This window comes from Arhodomonas sp. AD133, assembly GCF_051195215.1.
Lineage (GTDB): Bacteria > Pseudomonadota > Gammaproteobacteria > Nitrococcales > Nitrococcaceae > Arhodomonas.
This window is the reverse complement of record NZ_JBNAZM010000040.1, coordinates 1-26,683: the sequence shown is the minus strand read 5'-3', so window position 1 is coordinate 26,683 and position 26,683 is coordinate 1. Positions and strand designations below refer to the sequence as shown.

Here is a 26,683-nt window from a genome sequence, read left to right as displayed (position 1 = left end):
CGGATCATGGCAGTGGAACAGTATTACGGTACCGGTCGTCGCAAGACCTCCCAGGCGCGCGTCTTCCTGCGCCCCGGTAACGGTCAGATCACGGTCAACGGCCGTCCCCTCGACGAGTATTTCGGCCGTGAGACTGCGCGCATGATCGTGCGTCAACCGCTGGAGCTCACGGAGACTTCCGATCGGTTTGACGCTTATGTTACCGTTTGCGGCGGTGGCTCGACGGGGCAGGCCGGTGCCATCCGGCATGGCATCACCCGAGCCCTCGCGCAGTACGACGGTGAGTTCAAGCCGAGCCTGCGCCGCGCCGGTTACGTCACCCGTGACGACCGCATGGTCGAGCGGAAGAAGATCGGCCTGCACAAGGCGCGTCGGGCGACGCAGTTCTCGAAGCGCTAAACCGGTTTCCATTGGGGGATCGTCTAGTGGTAGGACAGCGGACTCTGACTCCGTCAACCTAGGTTCGAATCCTAGTCCCCCAGCCAACAGAAACAAGGGGTTACGGTACGCCGTAACCCCTTGTTCTTTATTGGGTGTCAATCAAGTGGCAACGGCGGGTTCCTCGCGGCCCTCGCGAACACCGGTCGATGGCCTGATCCGTCGCCCGCCATTTCGATACGACCGTTACTGCCCACCATCAGACCCCGCCCCGTGCTTGGACGTCGCACAACACCCGGCGTTTGCCGGGTGATCCGGGGTGCGCCATCGGATGAATCCGCATTCTGCGTGTATCGCGCCGTCGGTTTCGCACTTGGGTGTGCAACTATCCTCGGCTATTGTCGACATTGGTGTTAATGTGAACCCTGCACTGGAGGAGGCGGCTTCCCCATTGTGAAGACCGTCGGCGCATTGACGATGGCTTTCCGTACCGGCGGAAGGCCAGGGTGGTGACCATGAGCAATTCCGGCGAACCGACGATTGTCAGCCGCGGCGCTTTTCCGCCGACGGCAGGCCCGTTGGTGGATCGGTTCGATCGCAGCAAGCACAAGCTCCGGCTGTCGCTTACCGACCGTTGCAACTTCCGCTGCCACTACTGCATGCCCGAGGATCCGGAGTGGCTACCGAAGGAAGCGTTGCTGAGCTTCGAGGAGCTCGAACGCATTGCGCGGCTGTTCATCACCCGTCTGGGCATCGACAACATCCGTCTCACTGGTGGTGAGCCGCTGATGCGCCGTGGTGTGGCGGATCTTGTTGCACGCCTCGATGCCCAGCGTGCCGAGGGGCTCGAGCGCATCTCGATGACGAGCAACGGCGTGCCGCTGCGCAAGCATGCCGACGATCTCGTAGCGGCCGGGCTCGATGACATCAACATCAGCATCGACTCCATCGATCCGGAGCGCTTTCGCGCCATGACCGGGGGTGGCGAGCTGGATGCTGTGCTCGGCGGCATTCGGGCCGCGCGCGATGCGGGCCTGGCCATGAAGCTTAACGCGGTGGTAATCCGCGGGGACAACGAGGAAGACATCGTTCCTCTCACCGAATGGGCCATGAGCGAGGGCGTTTCCCTGCGGTTCATCGAGTTCATGCCGCTGGATGCGCGCGGCGGCTGGCAGCCGGGGCGGGTCGTCCCGGAACGGGAGATCATCGAGCGCCTCGCCGAGCGCCACCATGTGGAAGCCCTGTCGCGGACGCGGGAGCCGGCGACGTATTACCGCGTCGATGGCGATTACCGCCTGGGGGTAATCTCCACGGTTTCCAATCCCTTCTGTTCCACTTGCGATCGTGTACGCGTCACCGCGACCGGGGAGATCTACCCGTGTCTGTTCTCGCCGGTCAACACGGATCTGAAGACGCCGCTGCGCGACGGTGCGAGCGATGACGATCTGGAGCATGTGGTCCGCGGCGCCGTGTGGCGCAAGGGCAAGGGGTTCGTCGAGAGCGCCGGCTACGTGCAGCGTGCGATCACCATGCACGGGCTGGGCGGCTGAGGAGGTGTCATGGAGATCGAGCTGCACGGCCGCCTCACCGAGGTGGCAGGGTGCGACCGGCTGATGCTGACGGTGGACGCACCGGTGCGGGTTGACGAGGCGCTCGAGCGGCTTGCTGCGCAAGTGCCCGCGCTCGCGCCGCATCTGTCACGGGTCGCCTGTGCCGTGGGGGACACGCTGGTGCCGCGGGGCAGTGTCGTCGAAGGCGACCGCCCGCTTGTGCTACTGCCCCCGGTAAGCGGGGGATGAGGGAGAGTCCTTTGGAGCATCTCACCGACCGTCCGCTGGACCTGATGGAGGCGCTTGCCGCGACGGACGATCCCCGTTGTGGTGCGCTCGTGGTTTTCGAGGGCGTGGTGCGTGACCATCACGACGGCCGGCGGGTTTCGGCCATGGAGTACAGCGCCTATGCCCCGCTCGCGGAGCGCGAGCTGCGCGAGCTGGAACGTGAGACCTGCGAGCGCTTCGGCGTACCGGTGTGTCGAATCGTGCACCGAACCGGGCGGCTGGAGATTGGCGAGGCGAGTGTCCTCATCGTGGTGCGCGCGCCGCACCGGGCGGAAGCGTTCGAGGCCGCGCGCTATGCCATCGATACGCTCAAGCAGCGTGTTCCCGTCTGGAAGAATGATTTCTTCGACGATGGCAGCCATTCCTGGCAGGACGGTACGAGCCTCGCCGACCGTGCCGAACGCCCGGACGAGGATCACGCATGATCACCATCGAAGATGCGCTGGCGCATTGCCTGGAGGTTGCCCGTCCCCTGCCAGCCGTGCGGTGTGCCGTACCCGAGGCGCGGGGAGCCGTGCTGGCGAGTGATGCCGTCAGTGCTCTGGATCTACCGCCGTTCCCCCAGAGTGCGATGGACGGCTACGCAGTGCGTTGTGCCGATATCGCCGCTGCGACCGACGACGCGCCGGCAACACTGCCGCTCGCCGGCGAGGTCGCGGCCTCGATCCAGGGTCAGCGGGCGCAACTTCGTCCGGGGCAGGCGGTGCGTATCTTTACCGGCGGTCTCGTGCCGGACGGGACCGACGCAGTGGTGCGCCAGGAGGATGTGGCGGCAGGCGACGGGGTCGCGAGCTTTCACGCACCGGCCGCCGACGGCAAGAATATCCGGCGCCGCGGCGAGGAAATCGCGGCCGGTACGCCGCTGCTCCGCGCAGGCACGCGGCTGACCGCCGGTCGCGTAGCGGCACTGGCTGCGGCGGGCCTGGCGGAAATCGACGTGCGCCCACTGCCGCGCGTTCACGTTCTGGTTACCGGCAACGAGGTCGTGCCGGCCAGTGCCGATCTCCCGTTGGGGGCCGTGCCGGATGCGAACGGACCGCTGCTCGCCGGGTGGCTTGCCGAGCGGGGCGTCACCGATGTGACCGTACGTTACGTACACGATGACGAAAGCGAGCTCCGCGCGGCAATTGCCGACTCCCTGGCCGGGGGTGATCTCGTGGTCACCACTGGCGGTGTCTCGGTTGGCGAGCACGACCTGGTGATCCCGGTGGCCACGTCGCTGGGTGTCGAGCAGGTGTTCTGGCGGGTGCGTCAGAAGCCGGGCAAGCCGCTGTATCTCGGCGTTTCGGAGGCTGGCGTTCCGCTGCTCGGATTGCCTGGTAACCCGGGGGCGACGCTGGTGGGGGCCGCTGTCTATATCCGCCGACTCATCGATCTGCTGCAGGGCGCCGCTGCGCCCGGGCCACAGTGGCGTACTGCCATCGCCGACAGCGATTTGCGTGGTGATGCGGCACGCGCGACCTGGGTTCGGGTCGTGCGCCGGGTCGACGACGAGGGGCGCGTGTGCGTAGCGCCCAGCGATCATCAGGCCTCGCACATGCTGAGCAACCTCTGCGAGGCTAATGCCTTCGTGCACCTGCCAGCGGGTACCGAGCGCGTGCCGGCGGGCACCCCGGTGCGCTGGCTGCCCATCGCCGGCGGCGAGGACTAGTGTCCCGGGACACCAGGATCTACTTCCGGAACAACCAGATGAGTACGCTCACCACGATGCTCGCAATGATGGACGTGGTGATCGGGAAGTAGAACGAGAATCCCTCACGCTTGATCAGGATGTCCCCGGGCAGCCGCCCTAGCCCCAGCTTGCTGATCCACGGCCACAGCACCCCGATCAGCAGAACGATGATCCCGATGGTAATCAGCCAACGCTGCATGGCGCGCCGTGCTCCGTATCTGTCGCGATGTCTCTATCGTCGGTGCGGCGCGGGAAAACACCAAGGGCACGAGGGGAAGTACAAAGGTCACAAAGTGAAAAGACCCAAGCGGGCAGTGCCATCGAGGCCGCACAGTGTCCCGTAGCGATTGCCGGAGGGGGCGGGTATTCCCCGCCCTCTCCCCGCACCATCGCGATAATCCGCTCCCCGATCACGGAACCGCCGCTGTATAGGGTTCAGACCGGAGATCGCTTTGCGATCTTTGTACTTCCCCTCGTGCCCTGTGTGTCTGCATACCGCTCAGGCCGTAATGGACTCCACCCCGTTGTCCGTGCCGAGCAGCAGCAAATCGGCGCGGCGCTGGGCGAACAGCCCTACCGTGACCACGCCCACGATGTTGTTGATGTTGCGCTCCAGCTCGATGGGCTTGGCGATCTGCAGCCCGTGCACATCGAGAACGAGGTTGCCGTTATCGGTGGTGAAGCCGCTGCGCAGCTCTGGCTGACCGCCGAGCTTCATGAGCTCGTGGGCCACATAGCTACGGGCCATGGGTATGACCTCCACCGGCAGCGGGAACGTCCCGAGCACGTCCACGCGCTTGGAGGCGTCGACGATGCACACGAATTGCTTCGCCACCGCCGCCACGATCTTCTCGCGGGTGAGCGCGCCGCCACCGCCCTTGATCATCTGCAGGTGGCGGTTGATCTCATCGGCGCCGTCGACGTACACGGGGAGGTGGTCGGCGTCGTTGAGATCCAGCACCTCGATGCCGTGGTCGCGCAGTCGTCCGGTGCTCGCCTCCGAGCTGGACACCGCGCCGCGGATGTCATGCTTCATCCCGGCGAGTGCGTCAATGAAGTGATTCACCGTGGATCCGGTGCCCACGCCGACGATGCTGCCCGGTCGGATGTGCTTGATAGCCGCGCGGCCGGCCGCGGCCTTCTGCTCCTCGGCGCTCATATCATTGCTCCGTTGGCCATGCGTGTACATCGCATGATAGCCGTGCGCCAACGGCCGGCAAAGGCGCTTCTGGCCGTCGGCGCCGCGCGCCTAGTAAACTGATATGCTTGACCTTGCCACAAGTGATACGGGCCCGGAATGAAGGCATACCTGCAGAAGATCCTCACCGCCAGCGTCTACGATGTCGCCCGCCAGACTCCGCTCGACGAGGCCATTAACCTCTCGAAGCGTCTCGGCAATCGCATTTACATGAAGCGTGAGGATCTGCAGCCCGTCTTCTCGTTCAAGATCCGGGGGGCCTACAACCGGATCGCGCAGCTAACCGACGAAGACCGCGAACGCGGGGTGATCTGCGCCTCCGCGGGCAATCATGCCCAGGGCGTGGCGCTGTCCGCCCGGCGCATGGGTATTCGTGCCACCATTGTGATGCCGCGCACCACGCCGGGCATCAAGGTGAATGCCGTGCGAGCGCTGGGCGGTCGCGTGATCCTGCACGGGGACAACTTCGACGAGGCCAAGGCCCACGCGGACAAACTCGTCGAGGAACGCGGGATGACCTACATTCCGCCGTTCGACGACCCGGATGTGATCGCCGGGCAGGGGACGTGCGGAATGGAAATCCTCTCCCAGCACCCGCGTCCGCTGGATGCGATCTTCGTCCCCGTGGGCGGCGGTGGCCTGATCGCCGGCATTGCCGCGTACGTCAAGCAGTTGCGTCCGGACGTCAAGGTCATCGCCGTGGAGCCCGAGGATGCGCCTACGCTCCACCACGCCCTGCGCGCCGGTGAGCGTGTCACCCTCGATGAGGTGGGGATCTTCGTCGACGGTGTCGCGGTGCGCCAGATCGGTGAGCATCCGTTCGCGGTGGCGAAGGAATTCGTCGATGACTGCGTGCTTGTCTCCACGGACGAGGTCTGTGCCGCGATCAAGGACATCTTCGATGACACGCGCTCGGTGATGGAGCCTGCCGGGGCGCTTGCTGTCGCTGGGCTCAAGCGCTACGTCGAGGAGCGCGGATGCGAGGGGGAAACGCTGGTGGCGGTGAACTCCGGCGCGAACATGAACTTCAGCCGCCTCTCTCATGTCGCCGAGCGTGCCGAGGTGGGCGAGCACCGGGAGGCGGTGTTCGCCGTGACCATCCCCGAGCGGCCGGGCAGTTTCCGCGAGTTCTGCGAGGCTATCGGCAACCGGTCGGTCACCGAGTTCAGCTATCGCTATGCGGATCCGGAGCACGCTCACGTGTTCGCGGGCATTGGTCTGCACGACGGTGCCGAGGAACGCGAGGCGGTACTGCGCGACCTTCGCGAGCGCGGTTACTCGGTGCTCGACCTCACCGATGACGAAATGTCGAAGGTCCATCTCCGGCATATGGTCGGTGGACACGCCCAGAACGTCTCCGACGAGATTCTCTACCATTTCGAGTTCCCGGAGCGCCCCGGCGCGTTGCTGAAGTTCCTGCGGCGCCTGGGCAAGCGCTGGAACATTTCCATGTTCCACTACCGCAACCACGGTGCCGATTACGGCCGCGTGCTGGTGGGCATCCAGGTGCCGGCCGGCCAGCGCGAGCGTTTCCGCGAGAGCCTGGACAAGCTCGGCTACCAGTACCGCGACGAGAGTGACAACCCCGCGTACGCGCTGTTTTTGAGCTGAACGCGGCCGGTAGCGAGTTGCAAGTGGCACGTTCAAAGTTGCAAGTGCTGTGATCGCAGGCGGTGCCGCGCGCCACTTGGAACTCGGAATTTTGGACTTTTCACTCAGATTGCGCGGGCCACTCCACGTCCACCCAAACGAGCCGGTGGTCGGAGCTGATGACTTCCGGCCCGTTGCCGACGAGCTCGTGGCCGGGTTCACCCGGGGCGGGCCAGAATACGCCGGCGTCGAGCACCGGCAGCCGCGCGTCCGGAAGCACGTAGTCGACCCGTAGCCCGAATGGCCCGAACGCGGCCGTGTGCAGGCTTCGGTCGCCCCATCCCGGGCGGCCGTCAGTGGTCGCGGCACCGTTGCTTCGAGGGGCAGCGTCCTGAAGCGCCGAATGGGTGAGCAGCCGTTCGATGGCTTCCGGGTGACCGTTGCCGTCGCCGGGATCGGCGTTGAGATCGCCGGCGATGGCGACTGGCGAGTCATCCGGCCGCCCACCTCGGTGACCGTCATCGTCCACCGGATACGCGGCGCCATCCAGATAGTCGCACCAGAAGCGCACTTCGTCGTGATTGCGTGCCCAGTTCCGACCCTCCGTGCCGTCGAAGGCCGGTGGCGTCGGGTGGCTGGCGAGCAAACGCAGGCGGGTGCCGGCGACGCGTATGGCCACGTCCCAGTGGCTCTTCGAGGAAAGCGGCAGAACCGCGAGGGCCTCGTCGGTGTACCAGGGCGCCCCCGTTGCCGGGTTCATGGGTAGCCGGGCGTCGGGCATGTCGCGCCATAGAAATCGGCGAAAGGTTCGGCAGGCGCTCGTTTCGACGGGAAAGCGGGAGAGCACGGCCATGCCGTACTGGCCGGGGAAGCGGCCGAAGCCCAGGGCGTCGCCCGGACCGTCGGTGGCGCCGTCACCGTCTAGGTCGAAGCCGGAGGGCAGGCCCGTGTTCACGGGCGCGGTGAAGCAATGATCGAATGCCAGTGGCAGATCGTCGCCGGCGCCGCCCAGATAGTGGTGCACGAATCGCCGCAGCGCGCGTCGCCTCGGGTCGAAGTCCAGCTCGTTGATCAGCAGGATGTCGGGGCGGACCCGCCGAATGATCGCTGCCACCGCCGTGGCCCGGCTGTCACCGGCGGCCAGATCGCGGGCCAGCGCGCCGCGTCCCGGCCGCGTGAGCGCGGCGTTGAAGGTGGCCAGCCGCAGCCGCATGGGCCGGGGTGGCGCGCCTATGCCCGGCCGGCGTCGAAGTCCGTCGGCGCGTGGAAGTACTCGCTGCTACGGGCGAGCTCGTCCACGGCCTCGTGCAGGGCCTGCAGGCGCAGATCCGCCGTGCAGATCGGGCCGCAGTCCTGGCACTGGGGGTCTCCGCAAGGCTGACGGGTGTAGAGCCAGTATTGAATGGCGCCAGCGAGGAGGCCGTCGGCAAGATCCCACAGATCGGCGTCCTCGTCGGTGTTGGCCAGCCGGTTGCCGAGCTCGACCGCCTCTTCGGCGGCCTTGTCGTAGGGCGTTTGTGCCTCGCTCATTGCGCCTTTCACGCTCCGTTCCGATCAGAAACGCTAGTGTAACAGGCATGGGCGGGCTACAACGTGGCCGGTGCCGATGGTCCGCCCGGTGGCGCCTGCCCGCGAGCGCTCAGGCGCCGGGATAAGCGATCGCCATGGGCAGGCCGTGGGCGTCCCGTAGTGGCTCGGAGGGTAATGACCGCAGGCCTGCCGGATGTCGTGCGCAGATGGCCAGCACCAGCGCGTCGATTATGTCGTCCCGAACCGACGCTCTGGTGTGGTGCCGAGCGGCCGCGGCGAAGTACGCGGGTGCGTCGGGAACGATCGTGGCAAGTACCGCCAGCCGTTCATGCACCCCGTCGGGAGTGCGTTTTCCCGTGCGCATGGGCTGGCCGCTCAGGGCCCGGAAACACAGCTCCGGATGCGATTCCCGCATTCGCCCCCGTATGCCGGGATGACGCTCCAGCAACTCATCGGTCTCGCGAATTTTGGGAACGATTGCCCAGCTTTGTCTCGACAGGCTTCTACCGAGCACGGAGCGGTTGATCCGTGACGCTTCCTCGTAGCAGTCGGCGTAGACGGCTTGGCGGCAGGGTACGGGGAACACGCTGGCGGTGCGTCCCGGTGACAGCATTCGCCTTGCGGCGGTGTCACAAGCACGGGGGCCCGTGTTGCGTTCTGGCAGTCCGATGGGAATATCCACGAGTGTGCACGTATTGGCGTCCATCCGGGGGAGCAGGGATTCGAGCCTGGTGGCGAGGCCGCAATCGAACCGGCCACCGTCGAGGAAACAGTAAAACCAGCCGTGCCTGCTGCCATCGATACCCATTGCGGCCACGGTGTGGTGTCCCCCTTCGACAGTGATCGTGCGATCGGTGTGGCGTGCTGGTGATCGCCTCACGAGGCCCGCCCAGGGCATGACAACAAGGCGGACGCCGCAGCGGGCGTCCGCCTATGCGGCATGAGCGTGGTATCGATGACGTGAATGACGCCGTTGCTGGCCGGCATGTCCGCCTTGACCCCGGTTACGTCGTCGATCATGACGCGCTCGCTCTCGATGGTGATGCTCGGTCCCTGCACGGTCTCGACGCTTCTCGCCTGCATCGCAACCGTGGCCGTGCTCCTGCCGGGGACGACGTGATACGTGAGCATCGCGCGGAGCTGTTCGCGGTCGGCCCCTCGGGCAGGCCGTCCACGGTGCCCGCCGGCAGCGTGTCAAAGGCATCGTTGGTGGGCGCGAACACGGTGTATGGTCCGTCGCCCTTGCCTGTTTCCACGACGTTCGTCATGAGGACGCCCTGCATTCGTATACTATTTGTATCGAAATTCGACGAGTGGTCCCGCACTGTCAGCGATGGGGCGTTTGGCGATATCATGACGAACCGGTGACCTTGCGGTGGAGTGCGAATTGAGCCCCATTTTTTCGAGTATCGAGGCCCCGCCGGGCAGTCGTCTGTCCGACGTGATCGCCGAGCAGATCGAGCGTCGCATCGTCGATGGCTGTCTGCATCCCGGTGACGCGCTTCCGGCGGAGCGCGAGCTGGCGCGCCAGCTACAGGTCTCGCGTCCGTCATTGCGGGAGGCTCTGCTCAAGCTCGAGGCGCGGCACATACTCGAGGTGCGGCGCAACGCGGGTTATACGGTGGCCGAGGTGACCGCGCCCAGCCTGACCGATCCGTTGCTCCATCTGATGTGCGGCCACCGCAAGGCAGTCGGCGATGTGCTCGAGCTGCGCCAGGGGCTCGAGACCCTGGCGGCGACGCTCGCCGCCATGCGCGCCGAGGCGGGGGACATCGAGCGCATGACCGAGGCGCTGGAGGCGACCGAGCGGGCTCACCGGGCCGGTGACGTGAGCACCGCTGCCGACTGGGATGCACGCTTTCATCTCGCGGTCGCCGAGGCCAGTCACAATGTGGCGTTGGCGCACGTGATGCGAGGCATGTTCAGTGTCATGCGCGAGAACGTACGCCGGGCCCGGGAAGCCTTGTTCGCGCATGCGGATGCGGAGCCGGTGCTCGCTACACAGCACCGGGACCTGGTGGCAGCGATACGCGCCCACGATCCGGAGGCGGCGGTGCGCGCCGCCGAGACGCATCTGCGCTACATCCGCGAGGGCATCGACGCTCTCGATTCCTGACCGCCCCGGCGGTCCAGGTGTCGGGCCGCCGGAGAATCCGTGCCATTTCGACCGAGTGCGAGAGCCGTGGACAGCCGCATTACCCGCATCCAGAGTCTTATCCGTGACGTGCCCGATTTCCCGAGCCCCGGCGTGACGTTCAAGGACATTACGCCGGTGCTCGGCGATGCGCTGGCATTTCACACCTGCATCGACCTGCTGGCCGAACGTTTTGCCGACGAGTACGTGGAGACCGTCGTGGGCATCGAGTCGAGAGGGTTCGTGTTTGCGGCGGCGCTGGCCTACCGGCTGCGCGCCGGCTTCACGCCGGTGCGCAAGCCGGGCAAGCTTCCCGCGGACGTCCGGCGTGTCGATTACGAGCTGGAATACGGCGCGGATGCTGTGGAAATGCATCGTGACGCGTTGGGTCACGGTCAGCGCGCATTGATCGTCGACGACGTGCTCGCCACCGGCGGCACGGCCCGAGCGACCGCGGACCTGGTGGGCTCGCTCGGGGGCGATCTCGTCGGCTACGGGTTCGTCCTCGAACTCGGCTTTCTCGACGGGGCGCGGCATCTCACCGGCGCGCCGGTCATGTCACTGGTGCGGGCCTGAGCCGGCGGCGCGTCAGCACGCCGCAGCGCTTGCCACGCCCGGCAGGGGCTCGTCGCAAACGAACCAGGGGGAGGTGCCATGCTGCACGCGTTCGCGTTGGAAAAGGGGATGCTCACCGCGATTCCCGAGGCCGAGGACGGATCCACCGATCTCTCGCGCGCCATGTGGATCGACCTGGTCGACCCCGACGAGCAGGAACGCGCGCGTGTCGAACGCCTCTACCGCCAGGATCTCCCCGACGTGGAGGACGTCGAGGAAATCGAGGCCAGTGCGCGTTACTACGAGGACCAGGACGGCCTGCACGTGCATTCGCTGTTCCTCCAGGACATCGACGGCCGCCCGATGAGCACCACGGTCGCGTTCATCCTCAGCGGTAACCGGCTGTTCACGCTCCATGAGCACAGCCTCTCGGTGTTCCGTCTGCTGCGCCTGCGTGCCCGACGTGAGCCTGACCTCGCGGAAGACGAAACCGCGTTGCTGCTCGGCCTGTTCGAGACCAAGGTGGAGAACCTCGCCGACCGGCTGGAGCGGGTGCACACCGAGCTCGAGCGGGTCAGTCAGCAAGTGCTCGCCGACGAGGATCAGGTGGACCTGGAGGGGGCGATCGACGAGCTCACCCGTCAGGAGGACAACAACGGCAAGATCCGCCTGTGCCTCATGGATACCCAGCGGGCCCTGACGTTTCTGCTGCGCCGCGGCCGGCTCAGTGCCGACAATCGCGAGTGGGTGCGCGAGCTGCTGCGTGACGTGGATTCGCTACTGCCCCACAACCAGTTCCTGTTCGAGAAAGTGAACTTCCTGATGGATGCGGCGATCAGCTTCATCAACATCGAGCAGAACCAGATCATCAAGATCTTCTCCATCGCCGCGGTGGTGTTCCTGCCGCCCACCATGGTGGCGAGTGTCTACGGCATGAACTTCCGTGTCATGCCGGAGCTCGACTGGACCTTCGGCTATCCCATGGCGCTCGGGCTCATGGTGCTCGCCGGGGTGGCTCCCTACCTCTATTTCAAGCGCAAGGGCTGGTTATAGCGCATCGGCCGGGCCCTCAGCCGAGCTCCCGGCTGCCGCCGGAGCCAGGGGGCGTCTGCCAGCGCGTGAGCACGCGTTGCAGCCAGCGTGCGGTGGGATGCGCGTCGCCGGCTACCAGGGCAGAGGCTTCCGGTGCGGTGGCCCAGCGAGCCTCGCTGTGCTCGGCGCTCAGGGTAACGCCCGCTGTGTCGGTGGTGCGGCACAGGTAGACGACTCCCACGAGCTCGTTGGCGGTCACGGCGGCTCCGCGGTGGAAGTGGGTGGTTCCCAGAATGCGGGCTATCGACACACTGAGCCCGGTTTCCTCACGCATTTCGCGATGGAGCGCGTCTTCGAAGCCTTCGCCTTGCTCCAGGCGGCCGGTGACGCATTCCCATACCCCGGGGGCGAAGTCGCGCCCCGGCGCCCGGCGTAGCAGCAGGCAACGTCCCGTCGGGTCCTCCACCAGCCCGGCGACGCCGGCAAGGAAGCGCCCGCCGGTGCTCACCGCGACCGGTCGATTCGGGCGTGGATTTCCGGTCCCCGGGGTGCCGGGGGTTCCGGCGGCGCGGTGTCGGCGCTGCCGCGATCACCAGCGATCAGGCGCACGATGCGCTTGAGGCCCCGCCAGATCTTCGGCAGCAGCCAGACCGCAAGCGCGATGAAGGCGGCGAGCGCGGCGAGAAAGGCCAGCGGATAGTTGAGTGCCGCCCACAGCCCGGCGATCACGGCCACATCCTCCAGCAGTGAGGCGGACCAGTTGCTAACCGGTTCCGGCGACGTGTTGATGAGTGCCCGCCCGCCTGCTTTCACCGCATGGCTGCCGGCAGCGAGAGTGCCACCCACGAGCCCCGCAGCGATCTGCGCCGCGGGGGAAACGTCGCCTACCGCGGCGGCGGCCAGCACCGCGCCCGCGGGCAGGCGGATGAACGTATGAAGCGCGTCCCAGCCGGTGTCCACGCCCGGCGTCTTGTCGGCGAAGAACTCCACGCAGTACATGAAGCCGGCCGCGCCGAGCACCAGCGGGTCTGCCACGATCTCCAGCGACGGCGGCAGCGTTACGTGCCCCGCGTTGTGCATCAGCCCGAGGGCGAGCACGGCGGCATAGAGGTTGATGCCGCTCGCCCAGCCGACTCCGAGTGTCAGGGCGATTGTCGCGGCGAGTTGTTCGACGCCGGTCATGGCCTGCCTCCCCGCTCGAGGTGGTTGCCAAGTGTCCTGGAGCAGACGTGCAGCGAACACCTGACTCAGAATAATAGGATACCGCGGGGCCACTGAATCGCCAGTGCATGGCAAGCGCCAACGTCTTTGGCGCCTCCAACGTGGCGGTGCGGATGCCATCCTCCCGCCCGGTCCCGCCCATGCGCCGGCGTTGTTCCGCAATTGGCACGTGCCGTCGGCGGTGGGGAATGGTCCGTCACGACAGCCGCTGCCGTCCCAGCGCGCTCGCCACCCAGATGGCGGCGAAAGCGTAGGCGGCGACGACGAGCAGGTGCAGCGCCGCGAGTGCTGGCCACTCGCCGACCATCAGTGGGCGCACCACGGCGACGACATGAGCCAGGGGCAGCAGCATGGCACCGCGTACCACGGTGTCCGGCAGCTCCGCCAGAGGGAAGAACACGCCCGAGATCAGCATCATCGGCGTGATCGCCAGGGTGAAGTAGTAGAGGAAGAAGTCATAGCTGCGGGAAACCGTGGTGACGATCATCGCCAGCGCCCCGAAACACAGCCCGGCGAGGGCTACGACCGGTAGCGCCAGCAACGCCTGCCAGCTCCGGGCGAGGTCGAACAGGAGCGTGACGATGATGATGGCGGTCGCGTTGATGAGCGCCTTGGTTGCGGCCCACACGATCTCGCCGAGGACGATGTCGTTCACGGACAGCGGCGCGTTTAGCATCGCCGACCACGTTTGCTGCATCGTCAACCGCGTGTAGGCGGAGTACAACGCCTCGAAGGTGGCGCCCATCATGGCGCTGGAGCAGACGATGCCCGAGGCAAGGAAGGCCATGTAGCTGAGGCCCTCCACTTCCCCCACGAGACGCCCCAGGCCGTAGCCGAGCACCAGCAGGTAGAGCAGCGGGTCGGCGAAGTTGCCGAGCAGCGAGGGTACCAGTAGCTTGCGCCAGACGAGGAAGTTACGCCGCCATACCGGCAGGAAGCGCAGGCTCGGTTGCGGTGGCGTGAGCAGATGAGCGGCGAGGGTCATGGCGTTACTAACCTTTCGCAAAGGTTAGTAGTTCCGCACCTGGCGGCCGGTGAGCCGCAGGAACACGTCTTCGAGATTCGCGGGGCGGTACAGGTAGTCGCCGCCGATATCGTGGTCCACGCGCGTGAGCAGGGTCTCGCCGCTGCTGGCGTAGACGAGCACCGTTTCGCCGACGGCCTCGGTACGCAGGCCGTTGCTGTCATGATCGTGCTCACGCTCACGCCAGGCTCGGCCCGATGCGCCCCGAAGCTCCACCACGTGGGGCTCGATGTGCCGGGCGATGAGTGCGCGCGGCGTGTCGCAGGCGATGATGTGTCCGCCGTCGATGATCGCGGCGCGGTCGGCGAGGCGTTCCGCTTCCTCCATGTAATGCGTGGTGAGCAAGAGGGTGCGCTGTTCACCTTTGAGACGTTGAAGCCGCTCCCAGATATGCTGGCGCGCCTGCGGGTCCAGGCCGGTGGTAGGCTCGTCGAGCACCAGCAGCTCCGGGTCGTTCACCAGTGCCCGCGCCAGCGTCAGCCGGCGTCTCATGCCCCCGGAGAGTGTAGGGATGGCGGCATTGGCGCAGTCGGAGAGCTCCGCGAGATCGAGGAGATACTAATCCGATCATAGGTCATGCCGCATGTCAGCGAGGCTGTCGGGCGTTCTCGCAAGGCGCGAGGAGCGTGGTGTAGCAAGCGCTACATGAGCGACGAGCAACGCCGCGAGAGCGCCCGACAGCCTCGCCCGAAGGGAGCGCTTGTGCGATTCGGCTGCGGCGTTGCGCTCACTCGACGTGAGCCTTGCCACGCCTTCGCTCGCGCGCCTGGCAGCCGAATCGCACAAGCGCTCTGACACGTGGCATGACCTATGATCGGATTAGTAATCCAGGCGTTCGGTCACCCTGCGGCGGGAGAGACCGAAGTAGCTGCCGTAGGTGAGCAGGTTTTCGCTAACGGTGAAGTCCGGGTCGAGACTGTCGAACTGCGGCACGATGCCCGCGCGTGCACGCATGGCCCGCGCCTCGGCGGGAACTGGGTGCCCCAGTACGTCGATGGTCCCGGCGCTGGGCGGCGTCAGCCCCAGCAACAGCCGCAGCGTGGTTGTCTTGCCGGCGCCATTGGGCCCGAGCAGAGCCAGACACTCGCCGCGATGAATATCCAGATCCACACCCGCGACGACGGCGGTGGCGCCGTATCGCTTCACCAGCCCGCGGGCGGACGCGATCACCTCGCGCCCGACGGTTGCCGCGGCGGTTTCCTCAGTCAAGACTTCCTGTCGCATCGGGTGATGAGTGGCAAGTACCAAGTTTCAAGTCAAAAGCAGCACCGCGGTGCCCCCCGTCTCCCGGTCTGGGCACCGTTCACGGTGACGGGCTAGAGGCGGCGCGCCCGCGGCACCATGAGTGGCGCCGAGCAACTTGCTACTTGAAACTTGCCACTTTGAACTCGATTCGCCTAGTGCTGCAGCACCCGGGAGAGGAACGACTGGGTACGTTCGCTCTGCGGGTTGTCGAACACCGACTTCGGGTCGCCCTGCTCGACGATCTGACCGCCGTGGATGTAGATCACGCGATCGGCGACCTCGCGGGCGAAGCCCATCTCGTGGGTGACCACGAGCATGGTCATGCCTTCCCGGGCGAGCTCGCGCATCACGTCGAGCACCTCGCCGATCATCTCCGGATCGAGTGCGGAGGTGGGCTCGTCGAAGAGCATCAACCGGGGCTCCATGGCGAGAGCCCGGGCGATGGCCACGCGCTGCTGCTGACCGCCGGACAGCTGGCTGGGGAACTTGCCGGCCTGGTCGCCGATGCCCACCCGGTCGAGCAGGCGCTCGGCGGTCTCGCGCGCCTTGTCCTCCGAGAGGCCGCGCACCTTCCTCGGCGCAAGCGTCACGTTTTCGAGCACCCGGCGGTGGGGGAAAAGGTTGAACTGCTGGAAGACCATGCCGACTTCCTTGCGGATGGTATGCAGGGCGTGCCGGCTCTTGCCCTTGGGCAGCAGCTCGTTGCCGTCCACCACGAGCTGGCCGCTTTGGAACTCCTCCAGCCCGTTGACGCAGCGGATGAGCGTGGATTTGCCCGAGCCACTGGCGCCGATGATCACCACCACCTCACCGGGGGTGACCGTGAGATCGATGTTCTGCAGCACGTGCAGGCTGCCGAAGTACTTGTTCAGGCCATCCATCTCCACGATGGGGGCGTTGTCGTCGCGGGGTTGAGTGTCTGTCGAGGGCATGCCGTGACTCCGTTACTGACCCACCAGGCCGCTGCGCTCGACCCAGCGCAGAATGATGGAAAGGCTCATCGTGATCACCAGATACAGCAGTGCCACCATCAGGTAGACCTCCAGCGCCGTGAAGGTCGTGGCGATGTAGACCTGGCCCTGGCGAACGAGCTCGCCGACGCCGATGACGGAGAACAGCGAGGTGTCCTTGATACTCACGATCGCCTGATTGCCGAGCGGCGGGATCATGCGCCGCAACGCCTGCGGCCAGACCACGTACCAGAACGTCTGGCTGCCCGAGAGCCCCAGCGACAGGCCGGCTTCGCGTTGGCCGCGGTCAATGGATTGTACCGCTCCGCGCACGATCTCGGAGATGTAGGCGCCGGCGTTCAGGGCAATGGCCGCGATGCCGGCCGTGATCGCGTCGATCGGTCCGCCGAGCACTTGGGGCAGGCCGTAGAAGATGAACAGCACCTGCACGAGCACCGGCGTGCCGCGGAAGACCTCGATGTAGGCCGTGGCAAACCAGCGCAGGGGGCGCAGGGGGTTGATGCTCAGCAACCCGAAGATGATGCCGATCACGAAGCCGATGGCGAGGCCACCGAAGGAGATCAGCAGGGTCCAGGGGATGCCGGTGAGGAGGTGGGGGATGGAATCGATAGCCGCTTGCCAGTCGAACTGGAAAGTGAGATCCACGAGCGCGCTCCTGTCTTACGCCTGGCACACAAAAGGGGCCGGATCGTGTCCGGCCCCGGGGTTCAGTGGCTATGGGGATTCACCCACGAGACTTACTGCGTGGGCGGCGCCTCGCCGAACCATTTCTCGTAGATCTCGGCGTAAGTGCCGTCTTCCCGCATGGAGGCGAGCGCCTCGTTGGCGTCGTCGACCCACTCGCTGCCGTCGACGAATGCCAGCCCGTACTGCTGACCCTGGTACAGCGGACCCACGGTTTCCACCTTGTCACCGCCCTTGGTGCGGGCGAAGTAGGCGACGTTGGGCGCATCGTAGAAAACGGCGTCCACGTTGCCGCCCAGCAGCGCCATGTACATGTCGGAGCTGCCCGGATACGGGGTGACGTCGGCGCTGTCGCTGAGCTCCTGCTTGAGGAAGTCGTAGCTGGTCGAGCCGATCTTCACGCCCACCTTCTTGCCCTCCAGGTCGGAGAGCTCGGTGATGGACTCGTCACCGGCGTTGCGCAGGATGCGCAGCCCCGAATCGTAGTACGGATCGGTGAAGTCGACGATCTGCTCGCGTTCCTCGGTGATCGTGATGCCGGCGATGGCGACGTCGGCATTGCCGGTCTGCAGGGCGGGGATGATGCCGTTGAAGTCCATGGTGCGCAGCTTGTAGTCGAAGCCGGCACGTTTGGCCACCTCGGCGAGGATGTCCATGTCGAAACCGACCATTTCGCCGGAGTCCTGGTCCATCATCTCGAACGGCACGAAGCTCGGGTCGGTGACTGCCTGGAGCGTGGGCTTGTCCTCCTGCGCGCCGGCCGTACCGGCGAAACCCAGGCTGACCGCCAGGCAGGCGGCCAGGGAAATGGTGCGGAACGGTTTCTTATACATTGTCGCCTCCTCACGTCGTGTTCTCAGGGCACACTGCCCATATCTTATTCACGATGGTCCCAGAGCCACCGGCCGTCAAGCGCGCCGGCCCCTTCCCGTGGATAAGGCAAACTGAATCGGATATCAGTTTTTCTTGACAGTCGTTGGGTAGCCCCCTAGTTTTTCGCGCAAACAATGCCGATGGCATCTGCGTGTCCCCGACCACGGAGCTGGTGCGGGGCGTATCACAAGTAAGGAGGAGCAGGTTGATGCAGACCAAGCACTGGCGTGTCTGGGCCGCGGGGGCGGCGATGGTGGGGCTGTCGCTGGGGATGGCGGCGACCGCCTCGGCGAAGACCCTCGTTTTCTGTTCGGAGGGCAGCCCGGAAGGATTCAATCCACAGCTCTACACCTCCGGCACGACCTTCGATGCGGCGGGCCGTACGGTTTTCGACCGCCTGGTCGAGTTCAAGCGCGGCGAGACCACCCTCCGGCCGGGCCTGGCGGAATCCTGGGACATTTCCGAGGACGGCACCGTCTACACCTTCCATCTGCGCGAGGGCGTGCAGTTCCACGACACCGAGTGGTTCACCCCGAGCCGCGAATTCAATGCCGACGACGTGCTCTACACCTTCCGCCGGCAGTTGAACGATGACCATCTCTGGCACGACGTGGGCGGCTCTTACCAGTACTTCAACGCCATGGGGATGGATGAGCTCATCGAGAAGGTGGAGAAGGTTGACGAGCACACCGTGCGTTTCCATCTCTCGCGGCCGGAGGCACCGTTCCTGGCGGACATGGCGATGGACTTCGCCTCCATTCATTCCAAGGAGTACGCCGACCAGCTCATGGAGGCGGGCTCGACCGAGCAGATGAACCAGCAGCCGGTGGGCACCGGCCCGTTCCAGTTCGTGGCCTACCAGAAGGACGCATTCATCCGGTACACCGCGCATCCGGCGTACTGGCGCGGCAAGGCGTCCCTCGACCGGCTGGTGTTCGCGATCACGCCGGATGCCTCGGTGCGCTACCAGAAGCTCAAGGCTGGTGAGTGCCATGTCATGCCGTATCCGAACCCGGCGGACATCGAGGACATGAAGGCCGACGACGGGATCAACGTGCTCTCGCAGCCCGGTCTGAATATCGGCTATCTCGCCTTCAATACCCAGAAAGAGCCGTTCGATGACGCCCGTGTACGCCGTGCCCTGAACATGGCCGTGAACAAGGACGCCATCATCGAAGCGGTCTACCAGGGTGCCGGCCAGCCCGCGAAGAACCCCATCCCGCCGACCATGTGGAGCTACAACGAGTCGGTGGAGGACTATCCCTACGACCCGGAGCAGGCCAGGAAGCTCCTCGAGGAGGCGGGGGTCGACTCGCTGGAGACCAATATCTGGGCCATGCCGGTTCAGCGGCCTTACAACCCCAATGCCCGGCGCATGGCCGAGATGATCCAGGCCGACTGGGCCGAGGTGGGCGTCGACGCCCAGATCGTCTCCTATGAGTGGGGCGAGTACCTGCGCCGCAGTGGCGACGGCGAGCATGACACCGTGCTCATGGGCTGGACCGGCGACAACGGTGATCCGGACAACTTCCTCTACACGCTGCTCTCCTGCAGCGCGCGCAGTGGTCCCAACCGCGCCAAGTGGTGCCACGAGCCCTTCGAGAAGCTCATCGAGAAGGCGAAGGCAAGCAACGACAAGGACGAGCGTACCCGGCTCTACGAGCAGGCGCAGGCGGTCTTCAAGAAGCAGGCGCCGTGGCTGACCATCGCTCACTCGGTGGTCCACGAGCCCGTCCGCAAGGAAGTCAAGAACTACAAGGTCGTGCCGTTCGGCACGCATATCTTCTACGGCGTGGATCTCGAAGAGTGATCCCATGCCGGGCGGGTCTCAACCGCCCGGCCGGCCGGGCCCTGCCGTATCCACGGTGGGGTCCGACTTCTTTCGCGGTCGCTGTCCAAAAGACAACCGTCCGCCCGGAGCATGAATGAACACCCATGTTGCGCTTTCTTCTGCGTAAGCTTCTGCTTTTGGTCCCGACGTTCATCGGGGTCACCATCGTCACTTTCGCCCTGGTGCATCTCATCCCCGGCGACCCCGTGCTGATACTGGCCGGCGAGCGCGGCCTGTCTCCGGAGCGCCACGCCGAGCTGCTCGCCCAGCTCGGCCTGGACCGGCCGCTGTGGGTGCAGTACCTGGATTTCCTCTGGGGCGTGCTGCAAGGCGATCTCGGTCAGTCCATCGTCACCAAGAAGCCGGTGCTCAGCGAGTTCTTCGCGCTTTTCCCGGCGACGCTGGAGCTGTCCATCTGCGCCATGCTCTTCGCCGTCTGCCTGGGGATTCCGCTGGGCGTGCTCGCGGGCGTGAACCGCGGCAAGACCGTGGATCACGTGGTCATGGGAACGGCGCTCACCGGTTACTCGATGCCGATCTTCTGGTGGGGGTTGCTGTTGATCATCCTGTTCTCCGGCATCCTCGGCTGGACCCCGGTCTCCGGGCGCCTCGCGGCGACCTACTGGATCGACACGCCCACCGGTTTCATGCTCATCGACACGCTGATCTCCGGTGAGTCGGGGGCGTTCGTCAACGCCGTGCGCCACCTGATCCTGCCCGCGGTGGTGCTGGGCACGATCCCGCTGGCGGTAATCGCGCGCATGACGCGCTCGTCCATTCTCGAGGTGCTGGGCGAGGATTACATTCGTACCGCCCGCGCCAAGGGGCTGCGTCCGTTTCGCGTGATCGCCGTCCACGCTCTGCGCAACGCGCTAATTCCGGTAACCACCGTTATCGGCCTGCAGATCGGCCTGCTCTTCGCCGGTGCCATCCTCACGGAGACCATCTTCTCCTGGCCCGGCGTGGGCAAGTGGTTGATCGACTCCGTCAGTCGTCGCGATTACCCGGCCGTTCAGGGTGGCGTATTGCTGATCGCGACCATGGTCATGCTGGTCAACCTGGTGGTGGATCTGCTCTACGGCGTGATCAACCCGCGGATTCGACATACGGGATGAACGCATGAGTGAAGCGAACCCCCAACCCACGGCGGCGGTCGCCGATGCCGGCGAGCCCGTCGCCGCGACCCATCCCTTCACGGAGTTCTGGTCCTCGTTCCGCGAGAACCGGGCGGCGCTGGCCGGCATGCTGGTCATTGCCACGATCTTCGCGGTGGCGGTACTCGCCGACGTGCTCGCGCCGCATTCGCCCATCGAGCAGTTCCGCGACGCGGTGCTGCAGCCGCCGGCCTGGCAGGACGGCGGTAGCTGGCGTTTTCTGCTCGGCACTGACGACGTCGGCCGCGACATCCTCTCGCGCATCATCCACGGAGCCCGGCTGTCGATGTTCATCGGCGTCATCGTGGTGACCCTGTCGCTGGCGGTGGGGCTGCTGTTGGGCCTTTTCGCCGGGTTCCTCCGCGGTCCGGTGGATGTGGCGATCATGCGGCTGATGGACGTGATGCTCTCCATCCCCAGCCTGCTGCTCGCGGTGGTGGTGGTGGCGATCCTCGGGCCGGGGCTGTTCAATGCCATGCTTGCCATCGCCATCGTCTACCTGCCGCACTACGTGCGGCTGACGCGAGCGGCGGTCATCACCGAGCGGAGCAAGGACTACGTCACCGCCTCCCGCCTCGCCGGGGCCGGCACGTGGCGGCAGATGTTCATCACCGTGCTGCCCAACTGTCTCGCGCCACTGATCGTGCAGGCGACCCTGTCGTTCTCCAATGCGGTGCTCGATGCCGCTGCGCTTGGCTTCCTCGGGCTCGGCGCCCAGCCGCCGACGCCGGAGTGGGGCAGTATGCTCGCCGATGCCAGGCAATACGTACTCGAGGCCTGGTGGGTGGTGACCTTCCCGGGCCTGGCGATCCTGATCACGGTGCTCGCGTTCAACCTCATGGGTGACGGTCTGCGCGACGCCCTCGACCCGAAGTTGAAGCGCTGATGGCTCTGCTCGATATCCACAATCTCTCCGTCGCCTTCCAGACCCGAACGGGTCAGTTCCCGGCGGTCACGGACATCAACCTCGCCCTCGACGAGGGGGAAGTGCTTGGCGTGGTGGGCGAATCCGGTTCCGGCAAGAGCGTCACCATGCTCGCGCTGATGGGCCTGTTGCCGTGGAACGCCACGGTCACGGCCGACCACCTGGCCTTTGCCGGGCGCGACGTGCTCGCCCTCTCCGAGCGCGAGCGCCGCCGGTTGACGGGCAAGGAGGTCGCGATGATCTTCCAGGAGCCCATGACCAGCCTCAACCCGAGCTTCACGGTGGGCTTCCAGATCGGCGAGACGCTCAGGATCCACGAGGGCGGCAACCGTCGTCAGCGTCGCCGCCGCACCGTGGACCTGCTCGGCCAGGTGGGGATCCCTGCGCCGGAGAAGCGGCTCGACGACTATCCCCACCAGCTCTCCGGCGGCATGAACCAGCGCGTGATGATCGCCATGGCAATCGCCTGCAATCCGCGCCTTCTGATAGCGGACGAGCCCACCACGGCGCTCGATGTCACCATCCAGGCGCAGATCCTGGATCTGCTGCTGCGCCTGCAGGAGGAGCGGGGCATGGCCATGATCCTCATCACCCACGACATGGGGGTGGTGGCGGAGGCGGCGCGGGATGTCTCGGTGATGTACGCCGGCCAGATGGTCGAAACCGGACGCAGCGAGAACGTGTTCAACCGGCCGCGTCACCCGTACACGGCGGCGCTGCTGAACGCGTTGCCCGAGCGTCATCCCGGCCACGACCGGCTGCCCACGATTCCCGGCGTGGTGCCGGGCATCGAGGATCGCCCCGAGGGGTGCCTGTTCAATCCGCGCTGCGAGCGGGTGCAGGCGCACTGCCGCAGCGTGCGTCCGTCACTGGAGTCGGATCGGTACGGGCGCGTGCGTTGCCACTACCCGCTGATCGACGAGAGGAGGGTGGCCGAATGACGGCGACAGTCATGGAGGCCCGTGACCTGGTGCAGACGTATGCCGTGCGCCAGGGGCCGTTCCAGCATGCGGCGCTGCACGCGGTGCGTGGCGTGAGCTTCGAGCTGCGTGCCGGCGAGACACTGGCGGTGGTGGGAGAGTCGGGCTGCGGCAAATCGACACTCGCGCGCATGCTGACGCTGGTGGAGCCGCCCAGCGAAGGACGCCTGCTGATCGACGGCCGCGACGCCACGCGACCGACCCGCGCAGAGCTGCGACGCCTGCGCCGCGAGGTGCAGATGGTCTTCCAGGATCCCTACGGCTCGCTCAACCCGCGCAAGAAGGTGGGTGCGATCCTCCAGGAGCCGCTGGTGATCAACACCCGCATGTCCGCGAACGAGCGCCGCAAGGCGGCTCGCGAGATGATGGAGCGCGTGGGCCTGCGCCCGGAGCACTACGACCGCTACCCCCATATGTTCTCCGGTGGCCAGCGTCAGCGTATCGCCATCGCCCGGGCGCTGATGCTGCGTCCCCATATCATCGTTCTCGACGAGCCGGTCTCCGCGCTGGATGTCTCCGTACAGGCGCAGGTGCTCAACCTCCTCAACGACCTCCAGCAGGAGTTCGAGCTGGCATACCTGTTCATTTCCCATGACCTGTCCGTGGTGCGACATGTCGCCGACCAGGTGATGGTGATGTATCTGGGCCGGCCGGTGGAGGTGGCGCACCGCGACGATCTGTTCGCCGCGCCGCGCCACCCTTACACCCAGGCACTGCTCGCGGCGACGCCGGCGGTGAATCCCGAGCACCGCGGCCAGCGCCGGGCGCTCAGCGGAGAGCTGCCTTCACCGATCGCCCCGCCACCGGGCTGCGCGTTCCACAAGCGCTGCCCCTTCGCCGTTGAACGCTGCACCAGTGAGCGTCCGGAGCTGCGCTTGGTCGAAGGCGCGGAGGTGGCCTGCCACCGGGCGGAAGAGGTGTTGGAGGCGGAGCGGAAGAGTGCGTGAAGAAGCGGAAAGTGAAAAGTAGCGAGTGGTAAGCGGGCCGTGCCTGCTGCCACCCCTTCGCATTACGGCACCGCGGCCGCAGCGCTTGCTGAGTTGCACTGTGCGCCTTTAACCGCGCTCCAGGTGCCAGAAGTCGTAGATACTCCGTTGGCGGTCAAGCGCGCTGTGCATGAACATCGCTGAGCAGTCGCCGCAGGTCGGCGAGCGCACAACGCTGGCCGACATACCCGTCGCAGAGATGTCGGCTGCCAAGTGCAGCCGACCTACCCGGTTCCGTTGCCGGTCAACTCGTAGGTCGGTTGCTCTTGGCAACCGACTCTCCCCCCACGGGCTCCGCCCACTTCGCACCCGGCAGCCGTCCGACAGGTTGACCGATGTTGGGCACCGCCTGTGGCGGTTCCTATCCGACGTGACCGAACCCACGGAACCGACTGGGCAACGCCGCCGCGCTCGCTGACCCACCACCGCAGCGCCAATGGCCGTAGGTCCGCGAGCGTGAAGCGCTGGCCGACATGCCGGGCGCGGAAATGTCGGCTGCCAGAGGCAGCTGAGCTATACGGCTGCACGTGAAAAGCAGCAAGTGGCGAGTGGGCTATTGCTCGCTGCCACCGTCTTCGCATTACGGCACTGCGGTCGCAGCGCCGCTTGTCGCTTTGAACGTTGCGCTTTGTACGGTGCTAGAGCGCGCCAATCAACGCCGCCACCGCCGGGTCCGGTTGCTGGTGGCGGCGTAGCAGGCGGTGAAGCGGCCGCCGACGGGGGAAACCTTCCACGTCCAGGCGCACGAGCTCGCCGCGGACGAGCTCCTGTTGCACCGTCAGTGCCGAGACCACGGCGATACCCGCGCCGGCGGCGACGGTCCGCTTGATCGCCTCGGTGCTCGCCAGTGCCATGGCTTCGATGGGAGTGAGACCGGCGTCGGCGAGGGCCCGTTCCAGCACCGCTCGGGTGCCGGAGCCCGACTCACGCATGATCCACGGCAACACCGCCAGATCAGCCAGGCGGTGGTGACGCTCGGCATCCAGGTAACCGGCGGCTGCGACCACGACGAGCTCGTCGGTGTGAAAAACGCTCGTATGCAACCCGGGGTGATCCGCAAAGCCTTCGGTGAGCGCGACGTCCAGCTCCCCGTTCAGCAATCGGCCCTGAATACCCTCGGTGTTGTCCACGGCGAGGGTGACGCGTATCCCGGGCTGCTCCCGCGCGAGCCGGGCGAGTGCCCGCGGCATGAGGTAATTGCCGATGGTCGTGCTCGCACCAAGGGCGAGGTTGCCGGCGCGTAGCGCGGCGAAGTCGGCGAGTGCGGCTTCGGCTTCCCGTTCCAGGGCGAACAATCGATCCGCGTAACTGGCCAGCAGCTCGCCCGCCCGGGTCAGGCGCATGCCCCGGGGCAGACGCTCGAAGAGATCCAGGCCAAGGGTGGCTTCGAGCTCGCGAACTTGCCGCGAGACCGCCGGCTGACTGATGTGTAACTGCTCGGAAGCGGTACTCACGCGCCCGCTGCGGGCGACCGCGTGAAAGACGGCGAGATGGTGCAGGTTCATCGTTCGACCTTGTGGAGGGTTAACTTTAAAGCATGGTTTATAGATATAACTTGTCCTGTTGGTTAAGTGCCAGCCCGGTTAGTCTCCCGTTCGAACGTTACGCCGAGGAGCGAAACCATGCGGGAGCAGACCCGGAGCCTATCGTCGCTTGCCGCTGTTACGCCGGCCTGGCTGCCGGGTCTGGTCGTCAGTGGCGCGATCGCCGGTGCCGCCGTGGTGCTGGGTCAGTGGTCGGTGCTCCAGCGCGCCGCGGTCAGCCCGCTGGTGGTCGCGATTCTTCTGGGCGTGCTGGCGACCAACGTGCTCGGTCGTGCGCTGGCGACATTGCCCGGTCAGGGCTTCGCGCTGGCGCGGGGGCCGTTGCTTCGCCTCGCCATCATCGTCTACGGGCTGCGGGTTCCCCTGGCGCAGATGGAGGCCGTCGGCGGTGGTGCACTGCTGGTGAGCGTGTCGATGGTCGCGACCACGCTGGCGTTTGCGTGGTTCGTCGGCCGTCGCTGGCTGGGCCTGGATGATGAGAGCGCCTTATTGATCGGCGCGGGCAGCGCGATCTGCGGAGCAGCGGCGGTACTCGCCACTGAAGGCGTCGTGGGGTCGAGACCCGGCAAGGTAGGGGTCGCCGTGGCGACGGTGGTGGTCTTCGGCAGCGCTGCCATGCTCGTCTACCCGGTGCTGTTGCCATGGCTCGCCGACACGCTGGGTCTCGGTTGGGGGGCGACGACCATGGGCGTCTACACGGGGGCGACTGTCCATGAGGTCGCCCAGGTCGTCGTCGCCGGTGCGGCGTTGGGCCCGAACGTGCTGCAGGCGGCGCTGGTGACCAAGATGATGCGCGTGTGCCTGCTGGTACCGGTGCTTTTCGCGCTCGTGTGGCTGCTGCGCCGACGTAACGGTACTGGCGAGCGCCGCATTGCGTTGCCCTGGTTTGCGCTCGCCTTCCTCGCGGCCATCGTCGTCCAGCCCTGGCTCGGCCTCACCGGCATGCAGGCGCAGGCTATCGCCCAGGGAGACGATCTCATGCTCGCCACCGCCATGGCGGCGCTGGGGCTGACGGTACGGTGGTCCACGGTCCGCGCTGCGGGCGCACGGCCACTAATCCTCGGGGCGCTGCTTTTTGTTCATCTTATTGGCACAGGGCTGTTGGTGAGCTGGCTTGTTCTGTCCTGAGCAGGGTGCTAAGTGCGAGTCGCAAGTGGAAAGCGGCAAGTGGAAAATGGAAAGCGAGAAGCGGAATCGGCACCGCGGATGCCGACTTGCTGCTTCCGATCTGCAATTTTGAATTACTAATCTTCTCAGAAGTATTGTCATGCGTCAGCCGGTCTGTGCGCCGATGGGGCAAGGCGCGAGGCGCGCCGTG

29 protein-coding genes, 1 tRNA gene and 2 pseudogenes are annotated in these 26,683 nt (G+C 66.1%); 16 read left to right on the top strand and 16 right to left on the bottom strand.

Annotated features, from left to right (window positions below; genetic code table 11):
• Window positions 1–6: 6 nt before the first annotated feature.
• The 6 genes from rpsI (at window position 7) to ACPEES_RS17955 (ending at window position 3,867) form a co-directional block, all read left to right on the top strand.
• Entirely contained in the window at window positions 7–399 is a 393-nt protein-coding gene (rpsI, locus tag ACPEES_RS17980; RefSeq protein ID WP_435104962.1) for a 30S ribosomal protein S9, read from the top strand.
• Window positions 400–411: 12 nt separating this feature from the next.
• A tRNA-Gln gene (locus ACPEES_RS17975) sits at window positions 412–485 on the top strand.
• Window positions 486–893: 408 nt separating this feature from the next.
• On the top strand, window positions 894–1,928 hold the full coding sequence (gene moaA / locus ACPEES_RS17970; RefSeq protein WP_435104961.1) for a GTP 3',8-cyclase MoaA: 1,035 nt from the start codon (window positions 894–896) through the stop codon (window positions 1,926–1,928).
• Window positions 1,929–1,937: 9 nt separating this feature from the next.
• A complete protein-coding gene (locus tag ACPEES_RS17965) occupies window positions 1,938–2,177 on the top strand; it encodes a MoaD/ThiS family protein (RefSeq protein ID WP_435104960.1) in 240 nt (79 codons plus the stop codon).
• Between the two features lie 11 nt (window positions 2,178–2,188).
• A complete protein-coding gene (locus ACPEES_RS17960; RefSeq protein WP_435104958.1) occupies window positions 2,189–2,641 on the top strand; it encodes a molybdenum cofactor biosynthesis protein MoaE in 453 nt (150 codons plus the stop codon).
• The gene (locus ACPEES_RS17955) at window positions 2,638–3,867 is read left to right on the top strand and encodes a molybdopterin molybdotransferase MoeA (RefSeq protein ID WP_435104957.1); all 1,230 of its coding nucleotides are present in this window, start codon (window positions 2,638–2,640) and stop codon (window positions 3,865–3,867) included. The genes ACPEES_RS17960 and ACPEES_RS17955 overlap by 4 nt, the downstream gene beginning before the upstream one ends.
• A gap of 19 nt (window positions 3,868–3,886) precedes the next feature.
• Here the strand turns inward: ACPEES_RS17955 and ACPEES_RS17950 are convergent, their stop codons facing one another.
• The gene (locus tag ACPEES_RS17950) at window positions 3,887–4,087 is read right to left on the bottom strand and encodes a DUF2905 domain-containing protein (RefSeq protein WP_435104955.1); all 201 of its coding nucleotides are present in this window, start codon (window positions 4,085–4,087) and stop codon (window positions 3,887–3,889) included.
• Window positions 4,088–4,387: 300 nt separating this feature from the next.
• The gene (rpiA, locus tag ACPEES_RS17945; protein ID WP_435104954.1) at window positions 4,388–5,047 is read right to left on the bottom strand and encodes a ribose-5-phosphate isomerase RpiA; all 660 of its coding nucleotides are present in this window, start codon (window positions 5,045–5,047) and stop codon (window positions 4,388–4,390) included.
• Between the two features lie 138 nt (window positions 5,048–5,185).
• Between rpiA and ilvA the strand changes: the two genes are divergently transcribed.
• Complete coding sequence (gene ilvA / locus ACPEES_RS17940) at window positions 5,186–6,697, top strand: threonine ammonia-lyase, biosynthetic (RefSeq protein WP_435104953.1); 1,512 nt, start codon at window positions 5,186–5,188, stop codon at window positions 6,695–6,697.
• A gap of 100 nt (window positions 6,698–6,797) precedes the next feature.
• Here ilvA and ACPEES_RS17935 read toward each other — a convergent pair whose 3' ends face one another.
• From ACPEES_RS17935 to ACPEES_RS17915, 5 genes and pseudogenes are all read right to left on the bottom strand, one after another.
• Window positions 6,798–7,889, bottom strand: a complete 1,092-nt coding sequence (locus tag ACPEES_RS17935; protein ID WP_435104951.1) for an endonuclease/exonuclease/phosphatase family protein — start codon at window positions 7,887–7,889, stop codon at window positions 6,798–6,800.
• Window positions 7,890–7,906: 17 nt separating this feature from the next.
• A complete protein-coding gene (locus tag ACPEES_RS17930; protein WP_435104950.1) occupies window positions 7,907–8,206 on the bottom strand; it encodes a hypothetical protein in 300 nt (99 codons plus the stop codon).
• 109 nt (window positions 8,207–8,315) lie between these two features.
• On the bottom strand, window positions 8,316–9,086 hold the full coding sequence (locus ACPEES_RS17925; RefSeq protein WP_435104949.1) for a DUF429 domain-containing protein: 771 nt from the start codon (window positions 9,084–9,086) through the stop codon (window positions 8,316–8,318).
• Window positions 9,083–9,346: pseudogene (locus ACPEES_RS17920) on the bottom strand (fasciclin domain-containing protein); the annotation flags it as partial. The gene ACPEES_RS17925 and the pseudogene ACPEES_RS17920, both read right to left, overlap by 4 nt.
• 29 nt (window positions 9,347–9,375) lie before the next feature.
• A pseudogene (locus ACPEES_RS17915) lies at window positions 9,376–9,474 on the bottom strand (fasciclin domain-containing protein); the annotation flags it as partial.
• 119 nt (window positions 9,475–9,593) lie between these two features.
• Here ACPEES_RS17915 and ACPEES_RS17910 point away from each other — a divergent pair.
• The 3 genes from ACPEES_RS17910 (at window position 9,594) to corA (ending at window position 11,948) form a co-directional block, all read left to right on the top strand.
• Window positions 9,594–10,322: an FCD domain-containing protein gene (locus tag ACPEES_RS17910; RefSeq protein ID WP_435104948.1), complete on the top strand. Its 729-nt coding sequence runs from the start codon at window positions 9,594–9,596 to the stop codon at window positions 10,320–10,322.
• A gap of 39 nt (window positions 10,323–10,361) precedes the next feature.
• The gene (locus ACPEES_RS17905) at window positions 10,362–10,916 is read left to right on the top strand and encodes an adenine phosphoribosyltransferase (RefSeq protein WP_435104947.1); all 555 of its coding nucleotides are present in this window, start codon (window positions 10,362–10,364) and stop codon (window positions 10,914–10,916) included.
• A 78-nt stretch (window positions 10,917–10,994) separates the two neighbouring features.
• A complete protein-coding gene (gene corA, locus ACPEES_RS17900) occupies window positions 10,995–11,948 on the top strand; it encodes a magnesium/cobalt transporter CorA (RefSeq protein WP_435104946.1) in 954 nt (317 codons plus the stop codon).
• 16 nt (window positions 11,949–11,964) lie between these two features.
• Here the strand turns inward: corA and ACPEES_RS17895 are convergent, their stop codons facing one another.
• From ACPEES_RS17895 to ACPEES_RS17860, 8 genes are all read right to left on the bottom strand, one after another.
• A complete protein-coding gene (locus ACPEES_RS17895; RefSeq protein WP_435104945.1) occupies window positions 11,965–12,435 on the bottom strand; it encodes an NUDIX domain-containing protein in 471 nt (156 codons plus the stop codon).
• Complete coding sequence (locus ACPEES_RS17890) at window positions 12,432–13,109, bottom strand: DUF4126 domain-containing protein (RefSeq protein ID WP_435104944.1); 678 nt, start codon at window positions 13,107–13,109, stop codon at window positions 12,432–12,434. Before ACPEES_RS17890 ends, ACPEES_RS17895 begins: the two co-directional genes overlap by 4 nt.
• A 235-nt stretch (window positions 13,110–13,344) precedes the next feature.
• Window positions 13,345–14,133 carry an ABC transporter permease gene (locus ACPEES_RS17885; protein ID WP_435104943.1) on the bottom strand — a complete coding sequence of 263 codons (789 nt, stop codon included), beginning with the start codon at window positions 14,131–14,133 and terminating at the stop codon, window positions 13,345–13,347.
• A gap of 24 nt (window positions 14,134–14,157) precedes the next feature.
• Complete coding sequence (locus ACPEES_RS17880) at window positions 14,158–14,664, bottom strand: AAA family ATPase (protein ID WP_435104942.1); 507 nt, start codon at window positions 14,662–14,664, stop codon at window positions 14,158–14,160.
• Between the two features lie 327 nt (window positions 14,665–14,991).
• Window positions 14,992–15,381, bottom strand: a complete 390-nt coding sequence (locus ACPEES_RS17875; RefSeq protein WP_435104941.1) for an ATP-binding cassette domain-containing protein — start codon at window positions 15,379–15,381, stop codon at window positions 14,992–14,994.
• 188 nt (window positions 15,382–15,569) lie between these two features.
• Complete coding sequence (locus ACPEES_RS17870; RefSeq protein ID WP_435104940.1) at window positions 15,570–16,349, bottom strand: amino acid ABC transporter ATP-binding protein; 780 nt, start codon at window positions 16,347–16,349, stop codon at window positions 15,570–15,572.
• A 12-nt stretch (window positions 16,350–16,361) separates the two neighbouring features.
• Window positions 16,362–17,033 (bottom strand): amino acid ABC transporter permease, encoded by a 672-nt coding sequence (locus tag ACPEES_RS17865; protein ID WP_435104939.1) that lies wholly within the window; start codon window positions 17,031–17,033, stop codon window positions 16,362–16,364.
• 92 nt (window positions 17,034–17,125) lie between these two features.
• The gene (locus ACPEES_RS17860; RefSeq protein ID WP_435104938.1) at window positions 17,126–17,905 is read right to left on the bottom strand and encodes a transporter substrate-binding domain-containing protein; all 780 of its coding nucleotides are present in this window, start codon (window positions 17,903–17,905) and stop codon (window positions 17,126–17,128) included.
• 248 nt (window positions 17,906–18,153) lie between these two features.
• Here ACPEES_RS17860 and ACPEES_RS17855 point away from each other — a divergent pair, with 248 nt between their 5' ends.
• From ACPEES_RS17855 to ACPEES_RS17835, 5 genes are all read left to right on the top strand, one after another.
• The gene (locus tag ACPEES_RS17855; protein WP_435104937.1) at window positions 18,154–19,755 is read left to right on the top strand and encodes an ABC transporter substrate-binding protein; all 1,602 of its coding nucleotides are present in this window, start codon (window positions 18,154–18,156) and stop codon (window positions 19,753–19,755) included.
• 125 nt (window positions 19,756–19,880) lie between these two features.
• Entirely contained in the window at window positions 19,881–20,891 is a 1,011-nt protein-coding gene (locus ACPEES_RS17850; protein WP_435104936.1) for an ABC transporter permease subunit, read from the top strand.
• A 4-nt stretch (window positions 20,892–20,895) separates the two neighbouring features.
• Window positions 20,896–21,816, top strand: coding sequence for an ABC transporter permease subunit (locus ACPEES_RS17845; RefSeq protein ID WP_435104935.1), 921 nt, complete (start codon window positions 20,896–20,898; stop codon window positions 21,814–21,816).
• Complete coding sequence (locus tag ACPEES_RS17840; protein ID WP_435104934.1) at window positions 21,816–22,796, top strand: ABC transporter ATP-binding protein; 981 nt, start codon at window positions 21,816–21,818, stop codon at window positions 22,794–22,796. Before ACPEES_RS17845 ends, ACPEES_RS17840 begins: the two co-directional genes overlap by 1 nt.
• Entirely contained in the window at window positions 22,793–23,782 is a 990-nt protein-coding gene (locus tag ACPEES_RS17835) for a dipeptide ABC transporter ATP-binding protein (protein ID WP_435104933.1), read from the top strand. The genes ACPEES_RS17840 and ACPEES_RS17835 overlap by 4 nt, the downstream gene beginning before the upstream one ends.
• Before the next feature lie 677 nt (window positions 23,783–24,459).
• Here ACPEES_RS17835 and ACPEES_RS17830 read toward each other — a convergent pair.
• Window positions 24,460–25,326, bottom strand: coding sequence for a LysR family transcriptional regulator (locus tag ACPEES_RS17830; protein WP_435104932.1), 867 nt, complete (start codon window positions 25,324–25,326; stop codon window positions 24,460–24,462).
• A 117-nt stretch (window positions 25,327–25,443) separates the two neighbouring features.
• Here ACPEES_RS17830 and ACPEES_RS17825 point away from each other — a divergent pair, with 117 nt between their 5' ends.
• The gene (locus tag ACPEES_RS17825; protein ID WP_435104931.1) at window positions 25,444–26,493 is read left to right on the top strand and encodes a YeiH family protein; all 1,050 of its coding nucleotides are present in this window, start codon (window positions 25,444–25,446) and stop codon (window positions 26,491–26,493) included.
• Window positions 26,494–26,683: the final 190 nt, after the last annotated feature.

Coding starts and splice junctions, on each gene's coding strand:
- rpsI (WP_435104962.1), top strand. CDS start 7: ATGGCAGTGGAACAGTATTACGGTACCGGTCGTCGCAAGACCTCCCAG.
- moaA (WP_435104961.1), top strand. CDS start 894: ATGAGCAATTCCGGCGAACCGACGATTGTCAGCCGCGGCGCTTTTCCG.
- ACPEES_RS17965 (WP_435104960.1), top strand. CDS start 1,938: ATGGAGATCGAGCTGCACGGCCGCCTCACCGAGGTGGCAGGGTGCGAC.
- ACPEES_RS17955 (WP_435104957.1), top strand. CDS start 2,638: ATGATCACCATCGAAGATGCGCTGGCGCATTGCCTGGAGGTTGCCCGT.
- ACPEES_RS17950 (WP_435104955.1), bottom strand. CDS start 4,087: ATGCAGCGTTGGCTGATTACCATCGGGATCATCGTTCTGCTGATCGGG.
- rpiA (WP_435104954.1), bottom strand. CDS start 5,047: ATGAGCGCCGAGGAGCAGAAGGCCGCGGCCGGCCGCGCGGCTATCAAG.
- ilvA (WP_435104953.1), top strand. CDS start 5,186: ATGAAGGCATACCTGCAGAAGATCCTCACCGCCAGCGTCTACGATGTC.
- ACPEES_RS17935 (WP_435104951.1), bottom strand. CDS start 7,889: ATGCGGCTGCGGCTGGCCACCTTCAACGCCGCGCTCACGCGGCCGGGA.
- ACPEES_RS17930 (WP_435104950.1), bottom strand. CDS start 8,206: ATGAGCGAGGCACAAACGCCCTACGACAAGGCCGCCGAAGAGGCGGTC.
- corA (WP_435104946.1), top strand. CDS start 10,995: ATGCTGCACGCGTTCGCGTTGGAAAAGGGGATGCTCACCGCGATTCCC.
- ACPEES_RS17890 (WP_435104944.1), bottom strand. CDS start 13,109: ATGACCGGCGTCGAACAACTCGCCGCGACAATCGCCCTGACACTCGGA.
- ACPEES_RS17885 (WP_435104943.1), bottom strand. CDS start 14,133: ATGACCCTCGCCGCTCATCTGCTCACGCCACCGCAACCGAGCCTGCGC.
- ACPEES_RS17880 (WP_435104942.1), bottom strand. CDS start 14,664: ATGAGACGCCGGCTGACGCTGGCGCGGGCACTGGTGAACGACCCGGAG.
- ACPEES_RS17870 (WP_435104940.1), bottom strand. CDS start 16,349: ATGCCCTCGACAGACACTCAACCCCGCGACGACAACGCCCCCATCGTG.
- ACPEES_RS17860 (WP_435104938.1), bottom strand. CDS start 17,905: ATGTATAAGAAACCGTTCCGCACCATTTCCCTGGCCGCCTGCCTGGCG.
- ACPEES_RS17855 (WP_435104937.1), top strand. CDS start 18,154: ATGCAGACCAAGCACTGGCGTGTCTGGGCCGCGGGGGCGGCGATGGTG.
- ACPEES_RS17850 (WP_435104936.1), top strand. CDS start 19,881: ATGTTGCGCTTTCTTCTGCGTAAGCTTCTGCTTTTGGTCCCGACGTTC.
- ACPEES_RS17845 (WP_435104935.1), top strand. CDS start 20,896: ATGAGTGAAGCGAACCCCCAACCCACGGCGGCGGTCGCCGATGCCGGC.
- ACPEES_RS17840 (WP_435104934.1), top strand. CDS start 21,816: ATGGCTCTGCTCGATATCCACAATCTCTCCGTCGCCTTCCAGACCCGA.
- ACPEES_RS17835 (WP_435104933.1), top strand. CDS start 22,793: ATGACGGCGACAGTCATGGAGGCCCGTGACCTGGTGCAGACGTATGCC.
- ACPEES_RS17830 (WP_435104932.1), bottom strand. CDS start 25,326: ATGAACCTGCACCATCTCGCCGTCTTTCACGCGGTCGCCCGCAGCGGG.
- ACPEES_RS17825 (WP_435104931.1), top strand. CDS start 25,444: ATGCGGGAGCAGACCCGGAGCCTATCGTCGCTTGCCGCTGTTACGCCG.